This window comes from Streptomyces sp. AC627_RSS907 (assembly GCF_019049165.1).
In genome coordinates, this window is record NZ_JAGMUE010000021.1 from 1 (window position 1) to 17,187 (window position 17,187).

The window sequence follows — 17,187 nt, forward strand, 5'->3', positions numbered from 1 at the left end:
GGGCTGTGCCGCGTCCGGCGGCAGCATCGGTTCCGCTCGTCGTACCGACCCCGGCGTTGACACCGACGCCGGCCGACGTGCCGCCCCCGGCCCCGAAACCGCCGTCGGCCGTCGTACCGCACCCGCACCCGCACCCGCCCCCGCACCCGCCCCCGCCCCCGGTCCGCGTGCCGGCGTCGGGCTTGCCTCCCTCGGCAGAGGTGCGCTGTTCTGGGCCGCCCTCGCCTTCCCGGCGGTCACCGCCGACCGGATCGGGATGAACGAGCCGAGACCCCTCTGGCAGCAGGTGGCCGGTCTGGCCGTGCTCGGCGTGGCGGTTGCTCTCGCCCGGCGGCAGCCGCTCGGCGCCTTCCTCGCGACGGCCGGTCTGGGCCTGACCGCCGCCCCGGCCCTGTTCACCGTGTCCTACGGCCCGGCGCTCGGCACCTTCTCCCTCCTGCTCGGCCTGCGCGCGCGGCGGGCGCGCCCCGCGGTGGCCGGCTTCGTCGCCGTCGGCACGGTCGGTACGGTGCGGATCGTGCTCGTGGGAGTTGACCCGCCCCCGGAGTGCCTGGTCCTGACGTGCACGCTGCTCTTCGGCTGCGTCTTCCCCTGGCTCGGCGGACGCTACTGGCGGCAGAGCCGTGCCCTGGCCGAGGCCGGCTGGCTCAGGGCGGCCCGGCTGGAGGACGAGCAGCGGCACGCCGAGGAACGGGCCCGGCTCCGGGAACGCGCCCGGATCGCCCAGGACATGCACGACTCCCTCGGCCACGAACTGAGCCTGCTCGCCCTGCGCGCCGCCGCCCTCCAGGTCGCCCCCGGACTCGCCGACGGCCACCGGGCCGCCGCGGCCGACCTGCGCGTCGCCGCCGCCGACGCCACCGACCACCTGCACCGCATCATCGGCGTACTGCGTGAGGACGACGAGCCCGTCCCGCTGGCCCCGGCGGGCGAGAGCGTCGAGGAACTCGTCGCCCGCGCCGCCGAGTCGGGGCTCCCCGTCAGCTGGGAGGCGCCGGACACCGCCACCCCGGCCCCGGAACCCGGCGGCGTCGCCGAACGGCTGCTGCACCGGATCGTGCGCGAGGCGCTGACCAACGCCGCCCGGCACGCGCCGGGCGCCCCCGTCGTCGTCGCCGTCACCGGGCAGGCCCGCGGGACGACGGTCACCGTCACCAACGGACCGGCCACCGAGGAGGCGCCCCCGTCGTCGGGCGGTTCGGGCCTGCTCGGACTGCGCGCCGCCGTCGCCTCGGTCGGCGGCGACTTCCGGGCCGGCCCGCACGGGGACGGGTTCCGGGTGTGGGCGCACGTCCCCGCACAGCAGACCGTCGCCCCCGTCTCCCCGCCCGCCCCCGTGGCTCCCTTCGCCCACGCCCGCCGCCGCGTCGTCCTCGGCCTGGGCGCCGCCGCCGGTGCCGGCGTCGTGCTGGTCGGCGCCGCCTTCGGCTGGTACGCGTACACGGAGACGCACTCGGTGCTCACCCCGAGCGCGTACGCGAAACTGCGGCCGGGCACGTCGTACGACGAGGCCGCGCCCCTGCTCCCGGACCGCGAGGCCCACGACCCGCCCACCGAGCGCGCCCCCGCGCCGCCCGCGGACGCCGACTGCCGTTACTACCGCGCGAGCGGCGAACTCCTCACGTCCATCGACCACTTCCGGCTCTGCTTCGACCAGCGGGGACGGCTGCTCACCAAGGACGTCGTCCCCGGCGTCGGCCGCCCCGGCGAGGTACGCGAGCAACAAGAGCAGCACGAGCAACAAGAGCAGCACGAGCAACACGAGGAGTCCGTACGGTGATCCGGGTACTGTTGGCCGACGACGAGGCGATGGTGCGGGCCGGCGTGCGCGCCATCCTGGCGAGCGGCGGCGAGAGCGAGGTCGTCGCCGAGGCGGGCGACGGCCGCGAGGCCGTCGAACTGGCCCGCGCGCACCGCCCCGACGTGGCCCTGCTGGACATCCGCATGCCGCGCCTGGACGGCCTCTCGGCGGCCGAGGAGATCGTACGGACCGTCCCCGGCACGGCCGTCGCCATGCTGACCACGTTCTCCGAACAGGCCTACGTCGCCCGCGCCCTGGCCGCCGGCGCGACCGGCTTCCTCCTCAAGTCGGGTGACCCCTACGAACTGATGGCCGGCGTACGGGCCGTGGCGGAGGGCGCCGCCTTCCTGTCCCCGAAGGTCGCCCGGTACGTCATCGAGGACCTCGGCAGGGGCGGTGGCGGTGGCCGGCTCGCCCGCGAGGAGCACGCACGCGCGCGTGCGGCACGCCTGAGCCCCCGCGAACGCGAGGTGCTCGGCCTCGTCGGCGCCGGCCTGTCCAACCCGGAGATCGCCGCCCGGCTGCACCTCGTCGAGGGCACCGTGAAGGCCTACGTGAGCGCGGTCCTGGACCGGCTGGAGGTACGCAACCGGGTCCAGGCGGCGATCGTGGCGTACGAGGCGGGACTGGTCGAGGCGGACGCCTGAGCCCGGGTCAGCGGCGCCGGTGCGAGGCGACGTACGCCGCAGTCGGCGCGGCGGCCGGACCCGGGCCGGTCAGCCACCGCACCGCGGGCGCCGACGACGCGCGCATCGCCTCGGCCAGCCGTGTCACCGGCCGCGTGCCCAGGCGCACGGCCACGGCGGCGACGAGGGCGCCGAGCAGCAGTCCGGCGGCGACGTCGTGCGGGTAGTGGACGCCGACGAAGACGCGGGAGAAGGCCATCAGCAGGGCGAGCGGGACCGTCAGCCAGACGAGCGCCCGCCGGACCAGGACCAGCGCGACGGCCGAGGCGCCCGCTATCGTCGCGTGGTTGCTCGGGAACGACCAGTCACCGGTCGGCGGGCACTCGGCCAGGGACGGCACCGCCCCGGCGACCGCCCGGCACGGACGCTCCTCGGTGAAACCGGACTTGAGCAGCTCGCTGCACACATATGCCGCAGCCGTGGCCAGGGGTGCAAGGGCCGCGATCGCGAACGCCCGGGAGCTGCCGCGGCGCGACCTCCACCAGGCGGCGACGAACAGCGCGCCGAACAACAGGATTCCCGCCTCCGTCCACACCTCCGCCGTGTGCTGCACCCACGTCGGGGTGTCGTGGGCGAAGCCGGTGATGTCGCGGTAGAGCTCGTCGTCCTCGAAGGTCATGGTCACGGACGGTAGGCAACGGGGCGAGAGGGTCACACCCTGCGATCGACAGCTACGGCACCTGTCGATCGGCAGGGGTGCCGGACCGGTTTCCGGAATGATGATCCGTAAAAGTTGCCGCCCCGAGCGGCGGGTGGGACAAGGGAACGCGCCGATCTCTCGTACAGTTTGCGCCGTGGGATCTCTGCGCAATCCGGTCGGGCCGCTTCCCTCCTCCATCTACTGGCGACGGAGGGCCGTACTGCTGTCTCTCCTCGCCCTGTTGGCGCTGCTGATCACGTGGGTCGTGGTCTCCGGCGGCGGGGGCGACGGGAAGGGCCACGAGGACGGCGCCAACGGCAAGAACCCCGCGCCCTCGATCACTCCGGGGCCCTCGGGCTCCGGACCGGCGATCAGTCAGGCGCCGGGCGGGCGCGACGAGTCGGGGAGTGGCGGCTCCAACGAGCCGGGCTCCGGCGCGGGTTCGGGTGCGGGCTCCGGTGGCGGATCCGGGTCTGGTGACGGTGGTTCCGGCAACGGCGGTTCCGGCACCGGTGGTTCCGGGAACGGCGGCGGGTCCGGCGGCACCGGCGGAGGCGGCTCCGCCGGTGGTGCGGTGACCGGCGTCGGCGTCGGCGACGCGCTGCCGGGCGGCTCGAACCTGCCGAACTGCACTCCCGGCGCGGTCCAGTTGAGCATGCGCAGCGTCCGCAACAACTACTCGCCCGGCCAGACGCCCACCTTCGAACTCACCGCACGGAACACCTCCGGCGCCGACTGCAAGGTCGATCTCGGGCCGGAGCACGCCGTGGTGACGATCACCCCGGCCAGCGGTGACGACGCGTACTGGTCCTCCGACGACTGCGTCAAGGGCTCGGGGAGCCTGCAGTACCGGGTGGCCGCCGGGAGTGGCATCACCTACACCGTGAAGTGGGACCGCAAGCCGAGCGCCGCCGAGTGCGGGACGCCTCCGGCGGGTTCGGCCGGGGCGGGGACGTACCTGGTGGAGGCCAAGGCGGCGGGCTTCGCGAAGGTGCGGACGTCGTTCGTGCTGAAGAACGACTGAGACGGGACCGGTGCGGGCGCGGCCACCGAGGCAGCACCCGCGCCGGACGTCACGCACATGTCGCTCCGGGGACGGCGCTCTGGGACATATCGCGCACCGACGTGACGCCCTGGGCGTGCCCCGCCGGCCGGACCCGCGTCACGCGGATGCACGCCGGACACATTGCGCGCCGGACGCATTGAACGCCGGACGGACTGCGCGCCAGGTGGATGCGTGCCCGCCGGACGCGCCAGGCCTGGGCCCGTGGACGTGGGCCCCTAGACGTAGCGCTCCAGGATCGACGACTCCGCCAGCCGCGACAGCCCCTCCCGCACGCTGCGTGCGCGGGCCTCGCCGACACCGTCCACCGTCTGGAGGTCGTCCACGCTGGCGGCGAGCAGCTTCTGCAGGCCGCCGAAGTGCTCCACCAGGCGGTCGATGATCGCGCCCGGCAGCCGCGGCACCTTCGCCAGCAGCCGGAAGCCGCGCGGAGACACGGCGGAGTCCAGGGTCTCGGGGGAGCCGGTGTATCCCAAGGCGCGGGCCACCGTCGCCAGTTCCAGCAGCTCGGCATGGCTGAGCTTGTCCAGCTCGGCGAGCGCCTCGTCGACGGTGCGGGAGCGCTTGGCCGTCGGCTCGGGCACGTAGTCCCGTACGACCAGCTCGCGTTCGGGTTCCACGCCGGCGATCAGCTCGTCGAGCTGGAGCGCGAGCAGGCGCCCGTCCGTGCCCAGCTCCACCACGTATTCGGCGATCTCGGTGGCGATGCGGCGCACCATCTCCAGCCGCTGGGAGACCGCCGAGACGTCCCGGACGGTGACCAGGTCCTCGATCTCCAGGGCCGACAGCGTGCCCGCGACCTCGTCGAGGCGGAGCTTGTAGCGCTCCAGGGTCGCCAGGGCCTGGTTGGCGCGGGAGAGGATCGCCGCGGAGTCCTCCAGGACACGACGCTGACCGTCGACGTAGAGGGCGATGAGCCGCATGGACTGGGAGACGGAGACGACGGGGAAGCCGACCTGCTTGCTGACCCGGTCCGCCGTACGGTGCCGGGTGCCCGTCTCCTCGGTGGGGATCGTGGGGTCGGGCAGCAGCTGCACTCCGGCCCGCAGGATCTTCGACAGGTCCGAGGAGAGCACGATGCCGCCGTCCAGCTTGCACAGCTCGCGCAGCCGGGTCGCGGTGAACTCGACATCCAGCACGAAGCCGCCCGTGCACATCGACTCGACGGTCTTGTCGGAGCCCAGCACGATCAGGCCGCCGGTGTTGCCGCGAAGGACCCGCTCCAGGCCGTCCCTCAGGGGCGTGCCGGGCGCCACGGCGCTCAGCGAGGCGCGCATCAGGCCATCGGCACCGGCACTCCCACCGGACTTTCCGGGAGCTGCTGCCCGGTCGTTGGCTGCCACTGCACTCCTCCGGTCGCAGGTTCTGGGCGCCCCCGCTTCGCGTACTCGGTTGGTACGGACGGGCGAGACCAGGGCAAAGTCTACCGGCGGTCCTCCTCCTCCCGTGGGGCCTCTCGCCGACGCGAACGGGGAAGCACCCGCAGGGCGTCCCCCATGTCCGCGACTTCCAGCACCTTCATGCCGTCAGGGACCCTGCCCGGATCGGTCGGTACCAGGGCGTGGGTGAAGCCCAGGCGGTGCGCCTCGGCGAGCCTGCGCTGCACGCCCGTGACCCGTCTCACCTCACCGGCGAGTCCGACCTCGCCGATCGCGACGAGGTTCTTGGGCAGCGGGGTGTCGCTCGCCGCACTCGCCAGCGCGAGGGCGACGGCGAGGTCGGCGGCCGGCTCGGACAGCTTCACGCCGCCGACCGTCGCGGAGTAGATGTCCCTCTTGCCCAGGGCGCTGATGCGTCCGCGCTGCTCCAGGACGGCCAGCATCATGGACACGCGGGAGGTCTCCAGGCCGGACGTCGTGCGCCGCGGGGACGGGATCTGGGAGTCCACGGTGAGCGCCTGCACCTCGGCGACCAGCGGGCGGCGGCCCTCCAGGGTGACGGTCAGGCAGGTGCCGGGCACGGGCTCGGCGCGGCGGGTGAGGAACAGCCCGCTGGGGTCGGCCAGGCCCGTGATGCCCTCGTCGTGCAGCTCGAAGCAGCCGACCTCGTCGGTGGTGCCGTAGCGGTTCTTGACGCCGCGCACCAGTCTGAGGCGCGCGTGCCGGTCGCCCTCGAAGTGCAGGACGACGTCCACAAGGTGTTCGAGCAGGCGGGGGCCGGCGATGGCCCCGTCCTTCGTGACGTGGCCCACGAGCAGGGTGGACATGCCCCGCTCCTTGGAGGCGCGGATCAGGGCGCCCGCCACCTCCCGCACCTGCGCCATGCCGCCGGGGGCACCGTCGATCTCGGGGGATGCCACCGTCTGCACGGAGTCCAGGATCAGCAGGGACGGCTTGACCGCGTCCAAGTGGCCGAGGACCGCCGCGAGGTCGGTCTCGGCGGCGAGGTACAGGTGGTCGTCGATGGCGTGGATGCGGTCGGCGCGCAGCCGCACCTGACTCGCCGACTCCTCGCCCGTGACGTACAGGGTCTTGTGTTCCTCACTGGCCGACTTGGCCGCCACGTCCAGCAGCAGCGTGGACTTGCCGACGCCGGGCTCGCCCGCGAGGAGCACCACCGCGCCGGGCACCAGCCCGCCACCGAGCACCCGGTCGAGCTCGGGCACGCCGGTGGGGCGAGCGGTCGCCTGACGGCCGTCGACCTGGCCGATGGGCAGCGCGGAGGTGGTGACGCGTCCCGGCGTCGTCGTACGGACCGCGGGCGCGCCGTACTCCTCGACCGTGCCCCAGGCCTGGCACTCGGGGCAGCGGCCGAGCCACTTGGCCGTCTGCCAGCCGCACTCGGTGCAGCGGTAGGACGGCCGTTCCTTGGTGGTCTTCGTACGGGCAGCCATGCACGAACCGTAACCGCCCCCACTGACAACCCGTCCCACGGCGGCGGCTCCCGCCCCGCCCGGACAGCCGGAGCCCCTCGCGGACGGCCTCGGGGCGGGCCCCGGGACGGACCCCGGGACGGCCCCCCGACCTGCCCCGACAGGCCGCGCGCACCCCGAACGGGCCACCCCGCACCCTGAACCGGCCACCGGAACAACGGCTTCCTGTCCCCTTATGAGGGATCGTTTCACCCGTACGGATTAAAACTGCCCAACGCGCCAGCCCGCGCCACCCATGGCCCCCTACGGTCGCCGGGTGATGAGGAGCAGTCCGGAGACCATGACCCGCACGACCGGCGCCCACCGGACGAACCGGGAGCTGCGCGACCGCGCCGCGGCACGCACGCTGGCGCAGCGGCCGCCCGCGCGCTACGACGCGTACGACATGTATCTGGACGGCCTGTTCACGTACTGCCTGTCCGTGCTCTGCGACCACGACGCCGCGACGGCCGCCCTGGGCGACACCCTCGCGCTGGCCGAGCGCCGCGGCCACCGCGGGCCCGCGTCCGCCGCGGACCGCAGGGCCTGGCTGTACGCGCTGGCCCGCTGGGTGTGCCTGCGCAAGCTGGCGGAGGCCAAGCAGAAGCGTCCGAGCAGTCACGCGGCGGGCCGCCCCGTCCCCGGCCGCCGGCGTACCGCACGGCAGTCCGCCACCCCGCCGGTGCCCCCGGCACCGTCCGCGGGGGCCGACGAGGAGGCGCGGCGCCGCCGGCTGGCCCGGCTGGCCTGGCCGGAGGCCGCCGGTACCACCCCGGAGCAGCGCGAGGCCCTCGAACTCGCCGTGCGCCACCACCTCGCCGCCCACGAGGTGGCGGCCGTCCTCGGTATGGAACCGGCCGCCGCCCGGGAGCTGCTCGCCTCCGCCGCCTGCGAGGTCGAGCGCACCCGCGCCGCCCTCGCCGTCGCCGAGACCGGCACCTGTCCGGGCGTCGCCCGTCTCACCGGCGACAACCGGTACGTGCTGAGTTCCGCCCTGCGCCGCGAGCTGGTCCGGCACGTCGACGACTGCCCCCGCTGCCGCCGCGGCGCCGAGCGGGCGATCCCCGGCCGCTGGCCCGGCACGAGCGTGACACCGGCCGAGCTGCCCGTCCTGGAGGCACCCCGCGCGGCACTGCACCTCGCCATGACGCACCTCCCGCGCGCGCGGACCGCGTCCCCCCGCTTCGACCGGCGCGGCTTCCCGATGGACCCCAGGGACCGCGCGGCCCGGCGGGACCGCCTCCGCGCGCGTGCCGTCACCACGACCGTCGTGGCCACCGTCGTCGCGGCCCCCGTACTCGCCCTGTGGGCGGCCTACCGCGGCACCCCCGTCGTCGAGGGCGAGGACGGCCGCTCGGCCAGCGCCCCCGAGGTACAGGGGACCGACGGCCCGGAAGGCGGGTCCGCGGGCGGCGGCCACGGCTACGAGAACGCCGGCAACGCGAGCACCACGCCCGGCACCCGCTTCGGCGAGGACGGCGAGGCCGACGTCTCCGTGGAGGTCGTCAGCGCCTCCGGCGCCGACGAGAAGGGCGCCGCCCACCTGGAGGTGACGGCCGGCCACGACGGCGACACCACACTCGTCACGCTGACCGCGACCGGCGACGCACCGGTGCGCTGGTCCGCGTCCGTCGACGCCGCCTGGCTCTACCTGAGCCAGGCGGCGGGCACCCTCCGCCCCGGTGAGGCGCTGACGGTCAGGGTGTACGTCGACCACCTGCGCGAGCCGTCCGGCCACTGGAGCGCACGCGTGGCCGTCTCACCCGTCGGCGCGATCGTCTCCATCGAGGGCTACGGCACCGCGCCCAGCGCCACCCGCCCGGGCCCGCGCCCCGGCACGCCGGACGACACCCCGCCCCCGTCCCACCCGGGTCCGTCCCCGACGACCTCCGCGCCGCCCGGTCCCACGCCCCCCGACGACCCGACCCCCACGTCGCCGGACCCGACGCCCGCCGAACCGTCCCCGACCGGAGGCACGGGAGGCTCGTCAGCGCCGGCGGGCGACGGCGGCACCCCGGGCCCGGCCACCCCGTAGCGCCGGGCTCAGCGGGCGGGGTCCGCCGGGTGCGGCGCCACCAGCGGCAGCTGCGAGGCCAGCCGCTCCTCGCACAGCTCGACCAGCCGGTCGTAGCCCGCCTTGCCCATGAGCTCGATCAGTTCCGGCCGGTACGACACGTACACCGGGTCGCCCGCGCCGTGCGCCGAGGTCGCCGACGTGCACCACCAGTGCAGGTCGTGCCCGCCCGGCCCCCAGCCGCGCCGGTCGTACTCACCGATCGACACCTGGAGCACACGCGTGTCGTCGGGCCGGTCGATCCACTCGTACGTCCGCCGGACCGGGAGCTGCCAGCACACGTCCGGCTTGGTCTCCAGCGGTTCACGGCCCTCCTTCAGGGCCAGGATGTGCAGCGAGCAGCCCGCGCCGCCCGCGAAGCCGGGCCGGTTCTGGAAGATGCACGAGCCCTGGTACGGCCGGGTCTGCCGCGAGCCCTCGTCGTCCTCCGAGACCCATCCGCCCCGCGTGCCCTCGGCATGGTGCTGCCAGATGTCCGGCGTGAGCCGCGCCACGTGCTCGGCAACCCGCTTCTCGTCGTCCTCGTCGGAGAAGTGGGCGCCCAGGGTGCAGCACCCGTCGTCCGCGCGGCCCGCCTGGATGCCCTGGCAGCCGCTGCCGAAGATGCAGTTCCAGCGGGAGGTGAGCCAGGTCAGGTCGCACCGGAAGACCTGCTCCTCGTCCGCCGGATCCGGAAACTCCACCCACGCGCGCGCGAAGTCGAGCCCCTTCTCGTCGCCCACCGAGGAATCCACCGAGGAATCCGCTGAAGAACCAGAAGAACCAGCTGAAGAACCCGCCGGAGCGCCCGCCGAAGAATCAGGGGCCGCGATACCGATCAGTACGTCCTTCTTGGTCGTCCTGTTCTTCTTGTGTCCCTTGTCCTTCTTGGGCGGCTTTTCATCCTTCGCCTTTTTCGTCTTTGGCACCCGTCCAGGGTAAGTCGCCCGGACCCCGGGACGGCACCGCCGCCCGCCCCCGCTCGCAGTAGCGTTCCGTCCATGAGACTCGGTGTCCTCGACGTGGGTTCGAACACGGTGCATCTGCTGGTGGTGGACGCGCACCCGGGTGCGCGCCCGCTGCCCGCGCACTCGCACAAGGCGGAGCTGCGCCTCGCCCAACTCCTCGACGACGACGGAGCGATCGGCCCCGACGGTGTCGACCGGCTGGTCGCGGTCGTCCGGGAGGCGCTCCAGGCCGCCGAGGACAAGGGCGTCGAGGACCTCCTGCCGTTCGCCACCTCCGCCGTGCGCGAGGCGAGCAACGCCGACGACGTCCTCGCGCGCGTGCGGACCGAGACCGGCGTCGAGCTGACGGTCCTCACCGGCGCCGAGGAGGCCCGGCTCACCTTCCTCGCCGTCCGCCGCTGGTTCGGCTGGTCGGCGGGCAGGCTGCTGGTCCTGGACATCGGCGGCGGCTCCCTGGAGATGGCCTACGGCATGGACGAGGAGCCCGACACCGCCGTGTCGCTGCCGCTCGGCGCGGGCCGGCTGACCGCGTCCTGGCTGCCCGGCGACCCGCCCCACCCGGACGACGTCAGGGCGCTGCGCCGCCACGTCCGCACCGAGATCGCCCGCACGGTCGGTGACTTCAGCCGCCTCGGCGCCCCCGACCACGTGGTCGCCACCTCCAAGACCTTCCGGCAACTGGCCCGCATCGCCGGCGCCGCCCGCTCCGCCGAGGGCCTGTACGTCCAGCGCGAGCTGAAGCGGGCCTCCCTGGAGGCCTGGGTGCCCCGCCTGGCCGCCATGACCGCCGGCGAGCGCGCCGAGCTCCCGGGCGTCTCGGAGGGCCGCGCGAACCAGCTCCTGGCCGGTGCCCTGGTGGCCGAGGCCGCGATGGACCTGCTGCGCGTGGAGCACCTGGAGATCTGCCCGTGGGCACTGCGGGAGGGCGTGATCCTGCGCAGACTGGACCACATGGGCCAGGGATGACGGGCCCCGGCAGGAGCACGGGGCCGGGCCGAAGCACGCCGGGCCCCGTGGGCGCGACAGGCCACGGCACCCGTCGGGCCGCGTGGGCGCGACAGTCCACGGCGCCCGCCGGGCCCGCCCTATGGCAATCACCACAACGGCGAGCAGGCACCCCGCGCTCCCCGACCGGCACCCCGTAACCTGACCCTCGTGGCACAACCAAGGGACGTCGTCCGCATCCCGGACGCGAAGGTCGCCCTGTCGACGGCTTCCGTCTACCCGGAGTCGACGGCGACGGCCTTCGAGATCGCCGCACGCCTCGGATACGACGGGGTCGAGGTCATGGTGTGGACCGATCCGGTCAGCCAGGACCTCGACGCGCTGCGCAGACTCAGCGACTACCACCGGATGCCGGTCCTGGCCGTGCACGCCCCCTGCCTGCTCATCACGCAGCGCGTCTGGTCCACCGACCCCTGGGTCAAGCTCCAGCGCGCCCGCGCCGCCGCCGAGACGCTCGGCGCGTCCGCCGTCGTCGTCCACCCGCCGTTCCGCTGGCAGCGGCAGTACGCCCGGGACTTCGTCAACGGCATCTGGCGGATGGCGGACGAGACGGACGTACGGTTCGCCGTCGAGAACATGTACCCCTGGCGCTACCGCGACCGCGAGATGCAGGCGTACGCCCCCGACTGGGACGTGACGAAGGACGACTACCGTCACTTCACGATCGACCTCAGCCACGCCGCCACCTCCCGCACCGACGCCCTCGACATGCTCGAGCGCATGGGCGACCGCCTCGGCCACGTCCACCTCGCCGACGGCAAGGGCTCCGCCAAGGACGAGCACCTCGTCCCCGGCCGCGGCGACCAGCCCTGCGCCGAGGTGCTGGAGCGCCTCGCCCACACCGGCTTCGACGGCCATGTCGTCATCGAGGTCAACACCCGTCGCGCGATGTCGAGCGCCGAACGTGAGGCCGATCTCGCCGAGGCGCTGGCCTTCGCCCGCCTGCACCTGGCGTCGCCGGCCACGGCGTCGAAGGCGCACCGGCGGTGAGCGAGGCCGGCGTGAGCACCCGCCGCCGCGTCCGCCCGCCGCGCACGGAATCCGCCGGCACCCGCGACCGCGTCCTCTGAAGCCACCCTTCCCGGGCCGTCCGCGAGACACGCGTCCCGCATTCCGGACACCCTGTCCCGGCCCCTGGATGACGGGCGTACGCTCGACGGCAGTCTTTACTCTCCGAAGGAGCGAGCGACGATGCCCGAACTGAGGTCCCGCACAGTCACCCACGGCCGCAACATGGCGGGCGCCCGCGCCCTTATGCGTGCCTCCGGTGTACCCGGCGCGGACATCGGGCGGAAGCCGATCATCGCGGTCGCCAACAGCTTCACGGAGTTCGTGCCGGGGCACACGCACCTCGCCCCGGTCGGCCGCATCGTCAGCGAGGCGGTCACCGCGGCCGGCGGCATCCCGCGCGAGTTCAACACGATCGCCGTCGACGACGGCATCGCGATGGGCCACGGCGGCATGCTCTACTCCCTGCCCTCCCGCGACCTGATCGCGGACAGCGTGGAGTACATGGTCGAGGCGCACTGCGCCGACGCCCTGATCTGCATCTCCAACTGCGACAAGATCACCCCGGGCATGCTCAACGCCGCCCTGCGGCTGAACATCCCGACGGTCTTCGTCTCCGGCGGCCCGATGGAGTCCGGCCGCGCCACCCTGGTCGACGGCACGGTCCGCACCCTGGACCTGGTCGACGCGATGTCGGAAGCGGTCAACGACAAGGTCTCCGACGCGGACATCCTCCGCATCGAGGAGAACGCCTGCCCCACCTGCGGCTCCTGCTCCGGCATGTTCACCGCCAACTCGATGAACTGCCTGACCGAGGCCATCGGCCTCTCCCTGCCGGGCAACGGCTCGGTCCTGGCCACCCACACCGCCCGCAAGGCGCTGTACGAGAACGCCGCCCGCACGGTGCTCGACCTGACCCGCCGCTACTACGAGCAGGACGACGACTCGGTCCTGCCCCGCAACATCGCCACCCCCGCGGCCTTCGGGAACGCGATGGCCCTCGACATCGCGATGGGCGGCTCGACCAACACGATCCTCCACCTGCTGGCCGCCGCCCAGGAGGCGGGCGTCCCCTACGGCCTCACCGAGATGGACGCCCTCTCGCGCCGCGTCCCCTGCCTGGCCAAGGTCGCGCCCAACGTCGCCAAGGACCGCACGTACTACATGGAGGACGTGCACCGCGCGGGAGGCATCCCCGCCCTGCTGGGCGAGCTGCACCGCGCGGGCCTGCTCAACGAGGACGTGCACTCCGTCCACAGCCCCTCCCTCGCCGACTGGCTGAAGACCTGGGACATCCGCGGCGGCTCCCCCTCCCCGGAGGCCGTGGAGCTGTGGCACGCGGCCCCCGGCTGCGTCCGCTCCGCCGAGGCCTTCTCCCAGTCCGAGCGCTGGGACTCCCTGGACGACGACGCCGAGGGCGGTTGCATCCGCTCCGCCGAGCACGCCTACTCCAAGGACGGCGGCCTGGCGGTCCTGCGCGGCAACCTGGCCGTCGACGGCTGCGTCGTCAAGACGGCCGGCGTCGACGAGTCCATCTGGACCTTCGAGGGCCCGGCGGTCGTCTGCGAGTCGCAGGAGGAGGCCGTCGAGAAGATCCTCACCCAGCAGGTCAAGGAGGGCGACGTCGTCGTCATCCGCTACGAGGGCCCCAAGGGCGGCCCCGGCATGCAGGAGATGCTCTACCCGACCTCGTACCTGAAGGGCCGCGGTCTCGGAAAGGCCTGCGCCCTGGTCACCGACGGCCGCTTCTCCGGTGGCACCTCCGGTCTCTCCATCGGTCACGCCAGCCCCGAGGCGGCCTCGGGCGGCACGATCGCCCTCGTCGAGGACGGCGACCGCATCCGCATCGACATCCCGAACCGCTCCATCGAGCTGCTGGTCGACGACGCCGAGCTGGCCCGCCGCGAGCAGGCCCTGAACGGCGTGTACGCCCCGAAGAACCGCGACCGCAAGGTCTCCGCGGCCCTGAAGGCGTACGCCGCGATGGCGACGAGCGCCGACAAGGGCGCGGTGCGTGACGTGACCAAGCTGGGCTGAGCCGGGCCGGACCCGGCCGGTTCCGCCCCGGCCGGGACTGGGCCGGGCCCGGCCCCGCCGGGCGTCCGGCAACGGCATCGCCAGCGGCCGGCAGTCCCCGCTACCAGGCGCCCGGGTCCCGGCCCGCCACGCCGAACACGGTCCCGTCCGGCGCACCGGCGTAGACGTGGCCGCCCGCGAGCACGGGCCGGGGCAGCGAGGCGGGGACGCGGTCGGAGTCGGCACCGAGGCGCGGGCGCGTCTGTCCGAGGAGCTTGCCCTTCAGGGCGTCCACGCCGAGGAGCCGCCCGTCGGGAGCGGTGACGTACACGTGCCGCCCGTCGGAGGCGGGCACCGAGCCCCGGCTCACGCCCGTCTCCAGCCGCCACCGCTGCGTTCCCGCGGCCGTGTCGACGGCGACCAGTGAGCCGCCCGCGCCCATGAGGTACACGGTGTCCCCGTGCACGCCGGCCTGCGCCTGCTCGACCGGCACCGGCAGGGTCACCCGGCGGGTGGACCCGGTGCCGGGCGTGTGACGGACCACGGCCGTCGCGTCCCCGTAGACGGCGCCGCCCCTGAGGAAGTACACGGACCCGTCCGCCGCCCCGACGGGCGTCAGCGTCCCCTCCAGATCGGCGTCCCACCGCACGTCACCCGTCGCCGGGTCCACCGCGGTGACGTGCGTGCTCGCCCCGTCCCCGGACACGGTCGTCGCGTACGCCGTGGGATCGCCGGCGAACGAGGTGAAGTACGGCACGGCCTGCCCAGGGATCCGGTGGGACCACCTGGTCCGGCCCGAGGCGCTCTCCACGCCGGTGACCAGCCCGTCCGCGCGGGTGAGCAGGGTCATGTCGCCGACGCTCCGCACTCCGTCGTACGCGGGCATCTCCTCCTGCCACACCGGCCTGCCCGTGGCGGGGTCGAGCGCCTCAAGGTCCCCGATCAGACCGACGACGGGCTGCACGAGGCCGCCCGACATGACCGGCGGCTCGTCCCGTGTGGCCTCCTCGACCTCGTGCTTCCACAGCGTGCGGCCGTCGGCCGGATCGAGGGCGAAGACCAGGCCGGGCCGCGCGCACAGCAGCTTCTCGGACCCGTACGAGCACTGGGGCATGCCGCCCTCCGGGGCAACCACCGACTCCCACGCGCCGTAGCCGCCCGACGTACTCTGCGCGGCGGCCGTCCTGCGCGCCGGCTCGGCGTCGTCGAGCACCTGGACCGAGGCGAGCCCGCCGGTCACGGCGAGGCAGAGCACCCCGGCCACCAGGGACGCGCGCGTGCCGAGGCGCCGCGCGGGCCGCCCGGCGGGCGCGTCCGGCCGGAGGCCGGGCGAGTCGTCCGGCACGAGTCCGGGCGAGTCGTCAGGCACGGATACGGGCGAGCCGTCCGCCGCCGGTGCGGGCGAGCCGTCCGGACGGGGCTCCGGGGTGTCGTCCCCCCGCGTCCGCACCGCCGGTACGAACGTCTGCGTGTCGTACGACGCCGCCACCGACCGCAGCCGCCGCATCAGTTCGTCCGGCGTGGGCCGCTCGTCGGGCTCCTTGGCGAGGCACCGCAGCACCAGCGGCGCGAGCGTCTCCGGCACCCCGGTCAGGTCGGGTTCGTCGTGCACCACCTGGTAGGCGACGACGTAGGGACTGTCGGAGTCGAAGGGCCCGCGCCCGGTCGCCGCGTGCACCATCAGCGACCCGAGCGCGAAGACGTCGGCAGCGGGGCCCACTTCCCGGGGCCGCCGGAACTGTTCGGGCGCCATGAACGGCGGCGTACCGATCAACTTCCCGGTCTCGGTGCGCAGTTCGCTGTCCTTCGGCCGGGAGATTCCGAAGTCGATGACCTTCGGCCCGTCCTCGGCGAGCAGTACGTTGCTCGGCTTCAGGTCCCGGTGGACGACCCCGACCCGGTGGATGTCCCGCAGCGCCTCCGCGAGTCCGGCCATCAGCCGGCGCAACTGGGCCGGATCCATGGGTCCGTTCCGCTTGACCTCTTCCGAGAGCGTCGGACCGGGAATGAACAGCGTGGCCATCCACGGCCGTTCGGCGTCCGGGTCGGCGTCGACGACCGGCGCGGTGAAGGCCCCGCTCACCCGTCGCGCCGCCGCCACCTCCTGCCGGAAACGGCCTCTGAACTCGGGGTCCCGGGCATACGGGGCGTGTACGACCTTCACCGCGACCCGCATCCCGGAGGTGCTCCGGGCCAGGTGCACGACACCCATGCCACCCGAGCCCAGGCAGGACTCCAGGTGATAGTGACCGGCGTACTCCGGAAGTTCCGCTTCCGCGCCCGCTCCGGCGTTCTTCTGTGGCGCCATGGGACCACCCCCGTGCTGTTCCGTAGCGCGCGCGACGTTCGGAGCCTAGTCGATGAGTCGTACGGGACCGAGGCGGCTTGCTAGCCTCCGCGTGCGAGGTGCGAACTCGTGTTTCATTTTTCGTTCCAGGGGAATCAACGTGGCCCCATGACAGTCGTGGGGTTCAACGGGGGAGGTCCACTCATGTCCGTCGACCACATCGCGCCGACCGGGGGCGGGGACGAGGACGCGACCGTGGATGCCGTCACCACGGCGGCTGCCACGGGCCTGCGCTCCTACCCGGTCGCGCCCGGCTACCGGGTCAACGTCCGCAGCGGTCCCGGCACCGGTTACTCCGTCGTACGGGTCCTGCCCGAGGGCTCGTCGGTCGTGATCAGCTGCCAGACCACGGGCACGAGGGTGTCCGGCCCGTACGGCACGTCGTCCGTCTGGGACAAGATCGGCAGCGGCCAGTACGTCTCCGACACGTACATCCGCACCGGCAGCGACGGCTACGTCGCTCCCCGCTGCTCCTAGCGCCACCGGCCCCGGGCTCACCGGCCCTGGGCTGACCGGCCCTGGGCTGACCGGCCCCGGGCTCACCGGCCCGGGCCCACCCGGAGCCCGCGGCACATCCGGCGCCATAATCGACCCGTGAGCGCAGAGAACGGCACGAACGGCACCCCGGACACCCCCGCGGGCTCCACACCCCCCACCGGCCCCCGCCCCGAACCCCTCCGGTTCTACGGCACGACCTGGGTGAACCACGACCACGGCTACACCGCCCGCCGGGCCGGCCTGGCCGTCGG

At 74.0% G+C, this 17,187-nt stretch carries 13 protein-coding genes and 1 pseudogene; 9 read left to right on the forward strand and 5 right to left on the reverse strand.

Translation table 11 applies throughout. The annotated features are described in order from the left end of the window. A partial coding sequence (locus tag KUM32_RS44680) for a sensor histidine kinase (protein ID WP_374227488.1) occupies nt 1-1,780 on the forward strand: 1,780 nt, incomplete at its 5' end. After that, complete coding sequence (locus KUM32_RS06615; RefSeq protein WP_217140848.1) at nt 1,777-2,448, forward strand: response regulator transcription factor; 672 nt, start codon at nt 1,777-1,779, stop codon at nt 2,446-2,448. The genes KUM32_RS44680 and KUM32_RS06615, both read left to right, overlap by 4 nt. 7 nt (nt 2,449-2,455) lie before the next feature. Here the strand turns inward: KUM32_RS06615 and KUM32_RS06620 are convergent, their stop codons facing one another. Beyond that, nucleotides 2,456-3,106, reverse strand: a complete 651-nt coding sequence (locus KUM32_RS06620; protein WP_217140849.1) for a phosphatase PAP2 family protein — start codon at nt 3,104-3,106, stop codon at nt 2,456-2,458. Nucleotides 3,107-3,281: 175 nt separating this feature from the next. On the opposite strand from KUM32_RS06620, the gene KUM32_RS06625 reads away from it, so the two are divergent. Further along, a complete protein-coding gene (locus tag KUM32_RS06625; RefSeq protein WP_217140850.1) occupies nt 3,282-4,151 on the forward strand; it encodes a hypothetical protein in 870 nt (289 codons plus the stop codon). 257 nt (nt 4,152-4,408) lie between these two features. Here the strand turns inward: KUM32_RS06625 and disA are convergent, their stop codons facing one another. Further along, complete coding sequence (gene disA, locus KUM32_RS06630) at nt 4,409-5,533, reverse strand: DNA integrity scanning diadenylate cyclase DisA (protein WP_217140851.1); 1,125 nt, start codon at nt 5,531-5,533, stop codon at nt 4,409-4,411. Nucleotides 5,534-5,613: 80 nt separating this feature from the next. Then, entirely contained in the window at nt 5,614-7,023 is a 1,410-nt protein-coding gene (radA, locus tag KUM32_RS06635) for a DNA repair protein RadA (RefSeq protein WP_217140852.1), read from the reverse strand. Nucleotides 7,024-7,321: 298 nt separating this feature from the next. Here radA and KUM32_RS06640 point away from each other — a divergent pair, with 298 nt between their 5' ends. After that, the gene (locus tag KUM32_RS06640) at nt 7,322-9,076 is read left to right on the forward strand and encodes a hypothetical protein (protein WP_217140860.1); all 1,755 of its coding nucleotides are present in this window, start codon (nt 7,322-7,324) and stop codon (nt 9,074-9,076) included. 8 nt (nt 9,077-9,084) lie between these two features. Here the strand turns inward: KUM32_RS06640 and KUM32_RS06645 are convergent, their stop codons facing one another. Further along, complete coding sequence (locus tag KUM32_RS06645) at nt 9,085-9,849, reverse strand: hypothetical protein (protein WP_308408612.1); 765 nt, start codon at nt 9,847-9,849, stop codon at nt 9,085-9,087. A 246-nt stretch (nt 9,850-10,095) separates the two neighbouring features. Here KUM32_RS06645 and KUM32_RS06650 point away from each other — a divergent pair, with 246 nt between their 5' ends. The 3 genes from KUM32_RS06650 to ilvD all read left to right on the forward strand — a co-directional run bounded on the left by KUM32_RS06650 (nt 10,096) and on the right by ilvD (nt 14,112). Then, the gene (locus tag KUM32_RS06650) at nt 10,096-11,028 is read left to right on the forward strand and encodes a Ppx/GppA phosphatase family protein (RefSeq protein WP_217140854.1); all 933 of its coding nucleotides are present in this window, start codon (nt 10,096-10,098) and stop codon (nt 11,026-11,028) included. A 189-nt stretch (nt 11,029-11,217) separates the two neighbouring features. Next, nucleotides 11,218-12,057: a sugar phosphate isomerase/epimerase gene (locus KUM32_RS06655; protein ID WP_217140855.1), complete on the forward strand. Its 840-nt coding sequence runs from the start codon at nt 11,218-11,220 to the stop codon at nt 12,055-12,057. Between the two features lie 201 nt (nt 12,058-12,258). Continuing rightward, nucleotides 12,259-14,112, forward strand: coding sequence for a dihydroxy-acid dehydratase (gene ilvD / locus KUM32_RS06660; protein WP_217140856.1), 1,854 nt, complete (start codon nt 12,259-12,261; stop codon nt 14,110-14,112). Nucleotides 14,113-14,212: 100 nt separating this feature from the next. Here ilvD and KUM32_RS06665 read toward each other — a convergent pair whose 3' ends face one another. Further along, on the reverse strand, nt 14,213-16,399 hold the full coding sequence (locus KUM32_RS06665) for a serine/threonine-protein kinase (protein ID WP_217140857.1): 2,187 nt from the start codon (nt 16,397-16,399) through the stop codon (nt 14,213-14,215). 183 nt (nt 16,400-16,582) lie between these two features. Between KUM32_RS06665 and KUM32_RS06670 the strand changes: the two genes are divergently transcribed. Together KUM32_RS06670 and KUM32_RS43310 are read left to right on the forward strand one after the other, a co-directional pair. Then, nucleotides 16,583-16,915, forward strand: a complete 333-nt coding sequence (locus KUM32_RS06670) for an SH3 domain-containing protein (RefSeq protein WP_217140858.1) — start codon at nt 16,583-16,585, stop codon at nt 16,913-16,915. A 117-nt stretch (nt 16,916-17,032) separates the two neighbouring features. Further along, a pseudogene (locus KUM32_RS43310) lies at nt 17,033-17,187 on the forward strand (EamA/RhaT family transporter); the annotation flags it as partial.

Coding starts and splice junctions, on each gene's coding strand:
- radA (WP_217140852.1), bottom strand. CDS start 7,023: ATGGCTGCCCGTACGAAGACCACCAAGGAACGGCCGTCCTACCGCTGC.
- KUM32_RS06670 (WP_217140858.1), top strand. CDS start 16,583: ATGTCCGTCGACCACATCGCGCCGACCGGGGGCGGGGACGAGGACGCG.
- KUM32_RS06650 (WP_217140854.1), top strand. CDS start 10,096: ATGAGACTCGGTGTCCTCGACGTGGGTTCGAACACGGTGCATCTGCTG.
- ilvD (WP_217140856.1), top strand. CDS start 12,259: ATGCCCGAACTGAGGTCCCGCACAGTCACCCACGGCCGCAACATGGCG.
- KUM32_RS06640 (WP_217140860.1), top strand. CDS start 7,322: ATGAGGAGCAGTCCGGAGACCATGACCCGCACGACCGGCGCCCACCGG.
- KUM32_RS06665 (WP_217140857.1), bottom strand. CDS start 16,399: ATGGCGCCACAGAAGAACGCCGGAGCGGGCGCGGAAGCGGAACTTCCG.
- KUM32_RS06620 (WP_217140849.1), bottom strand. CDS start 3,106: ATGACCTTCGAGGACGACGAGCTCTACCGCGACATCACCGGCTTCGCC.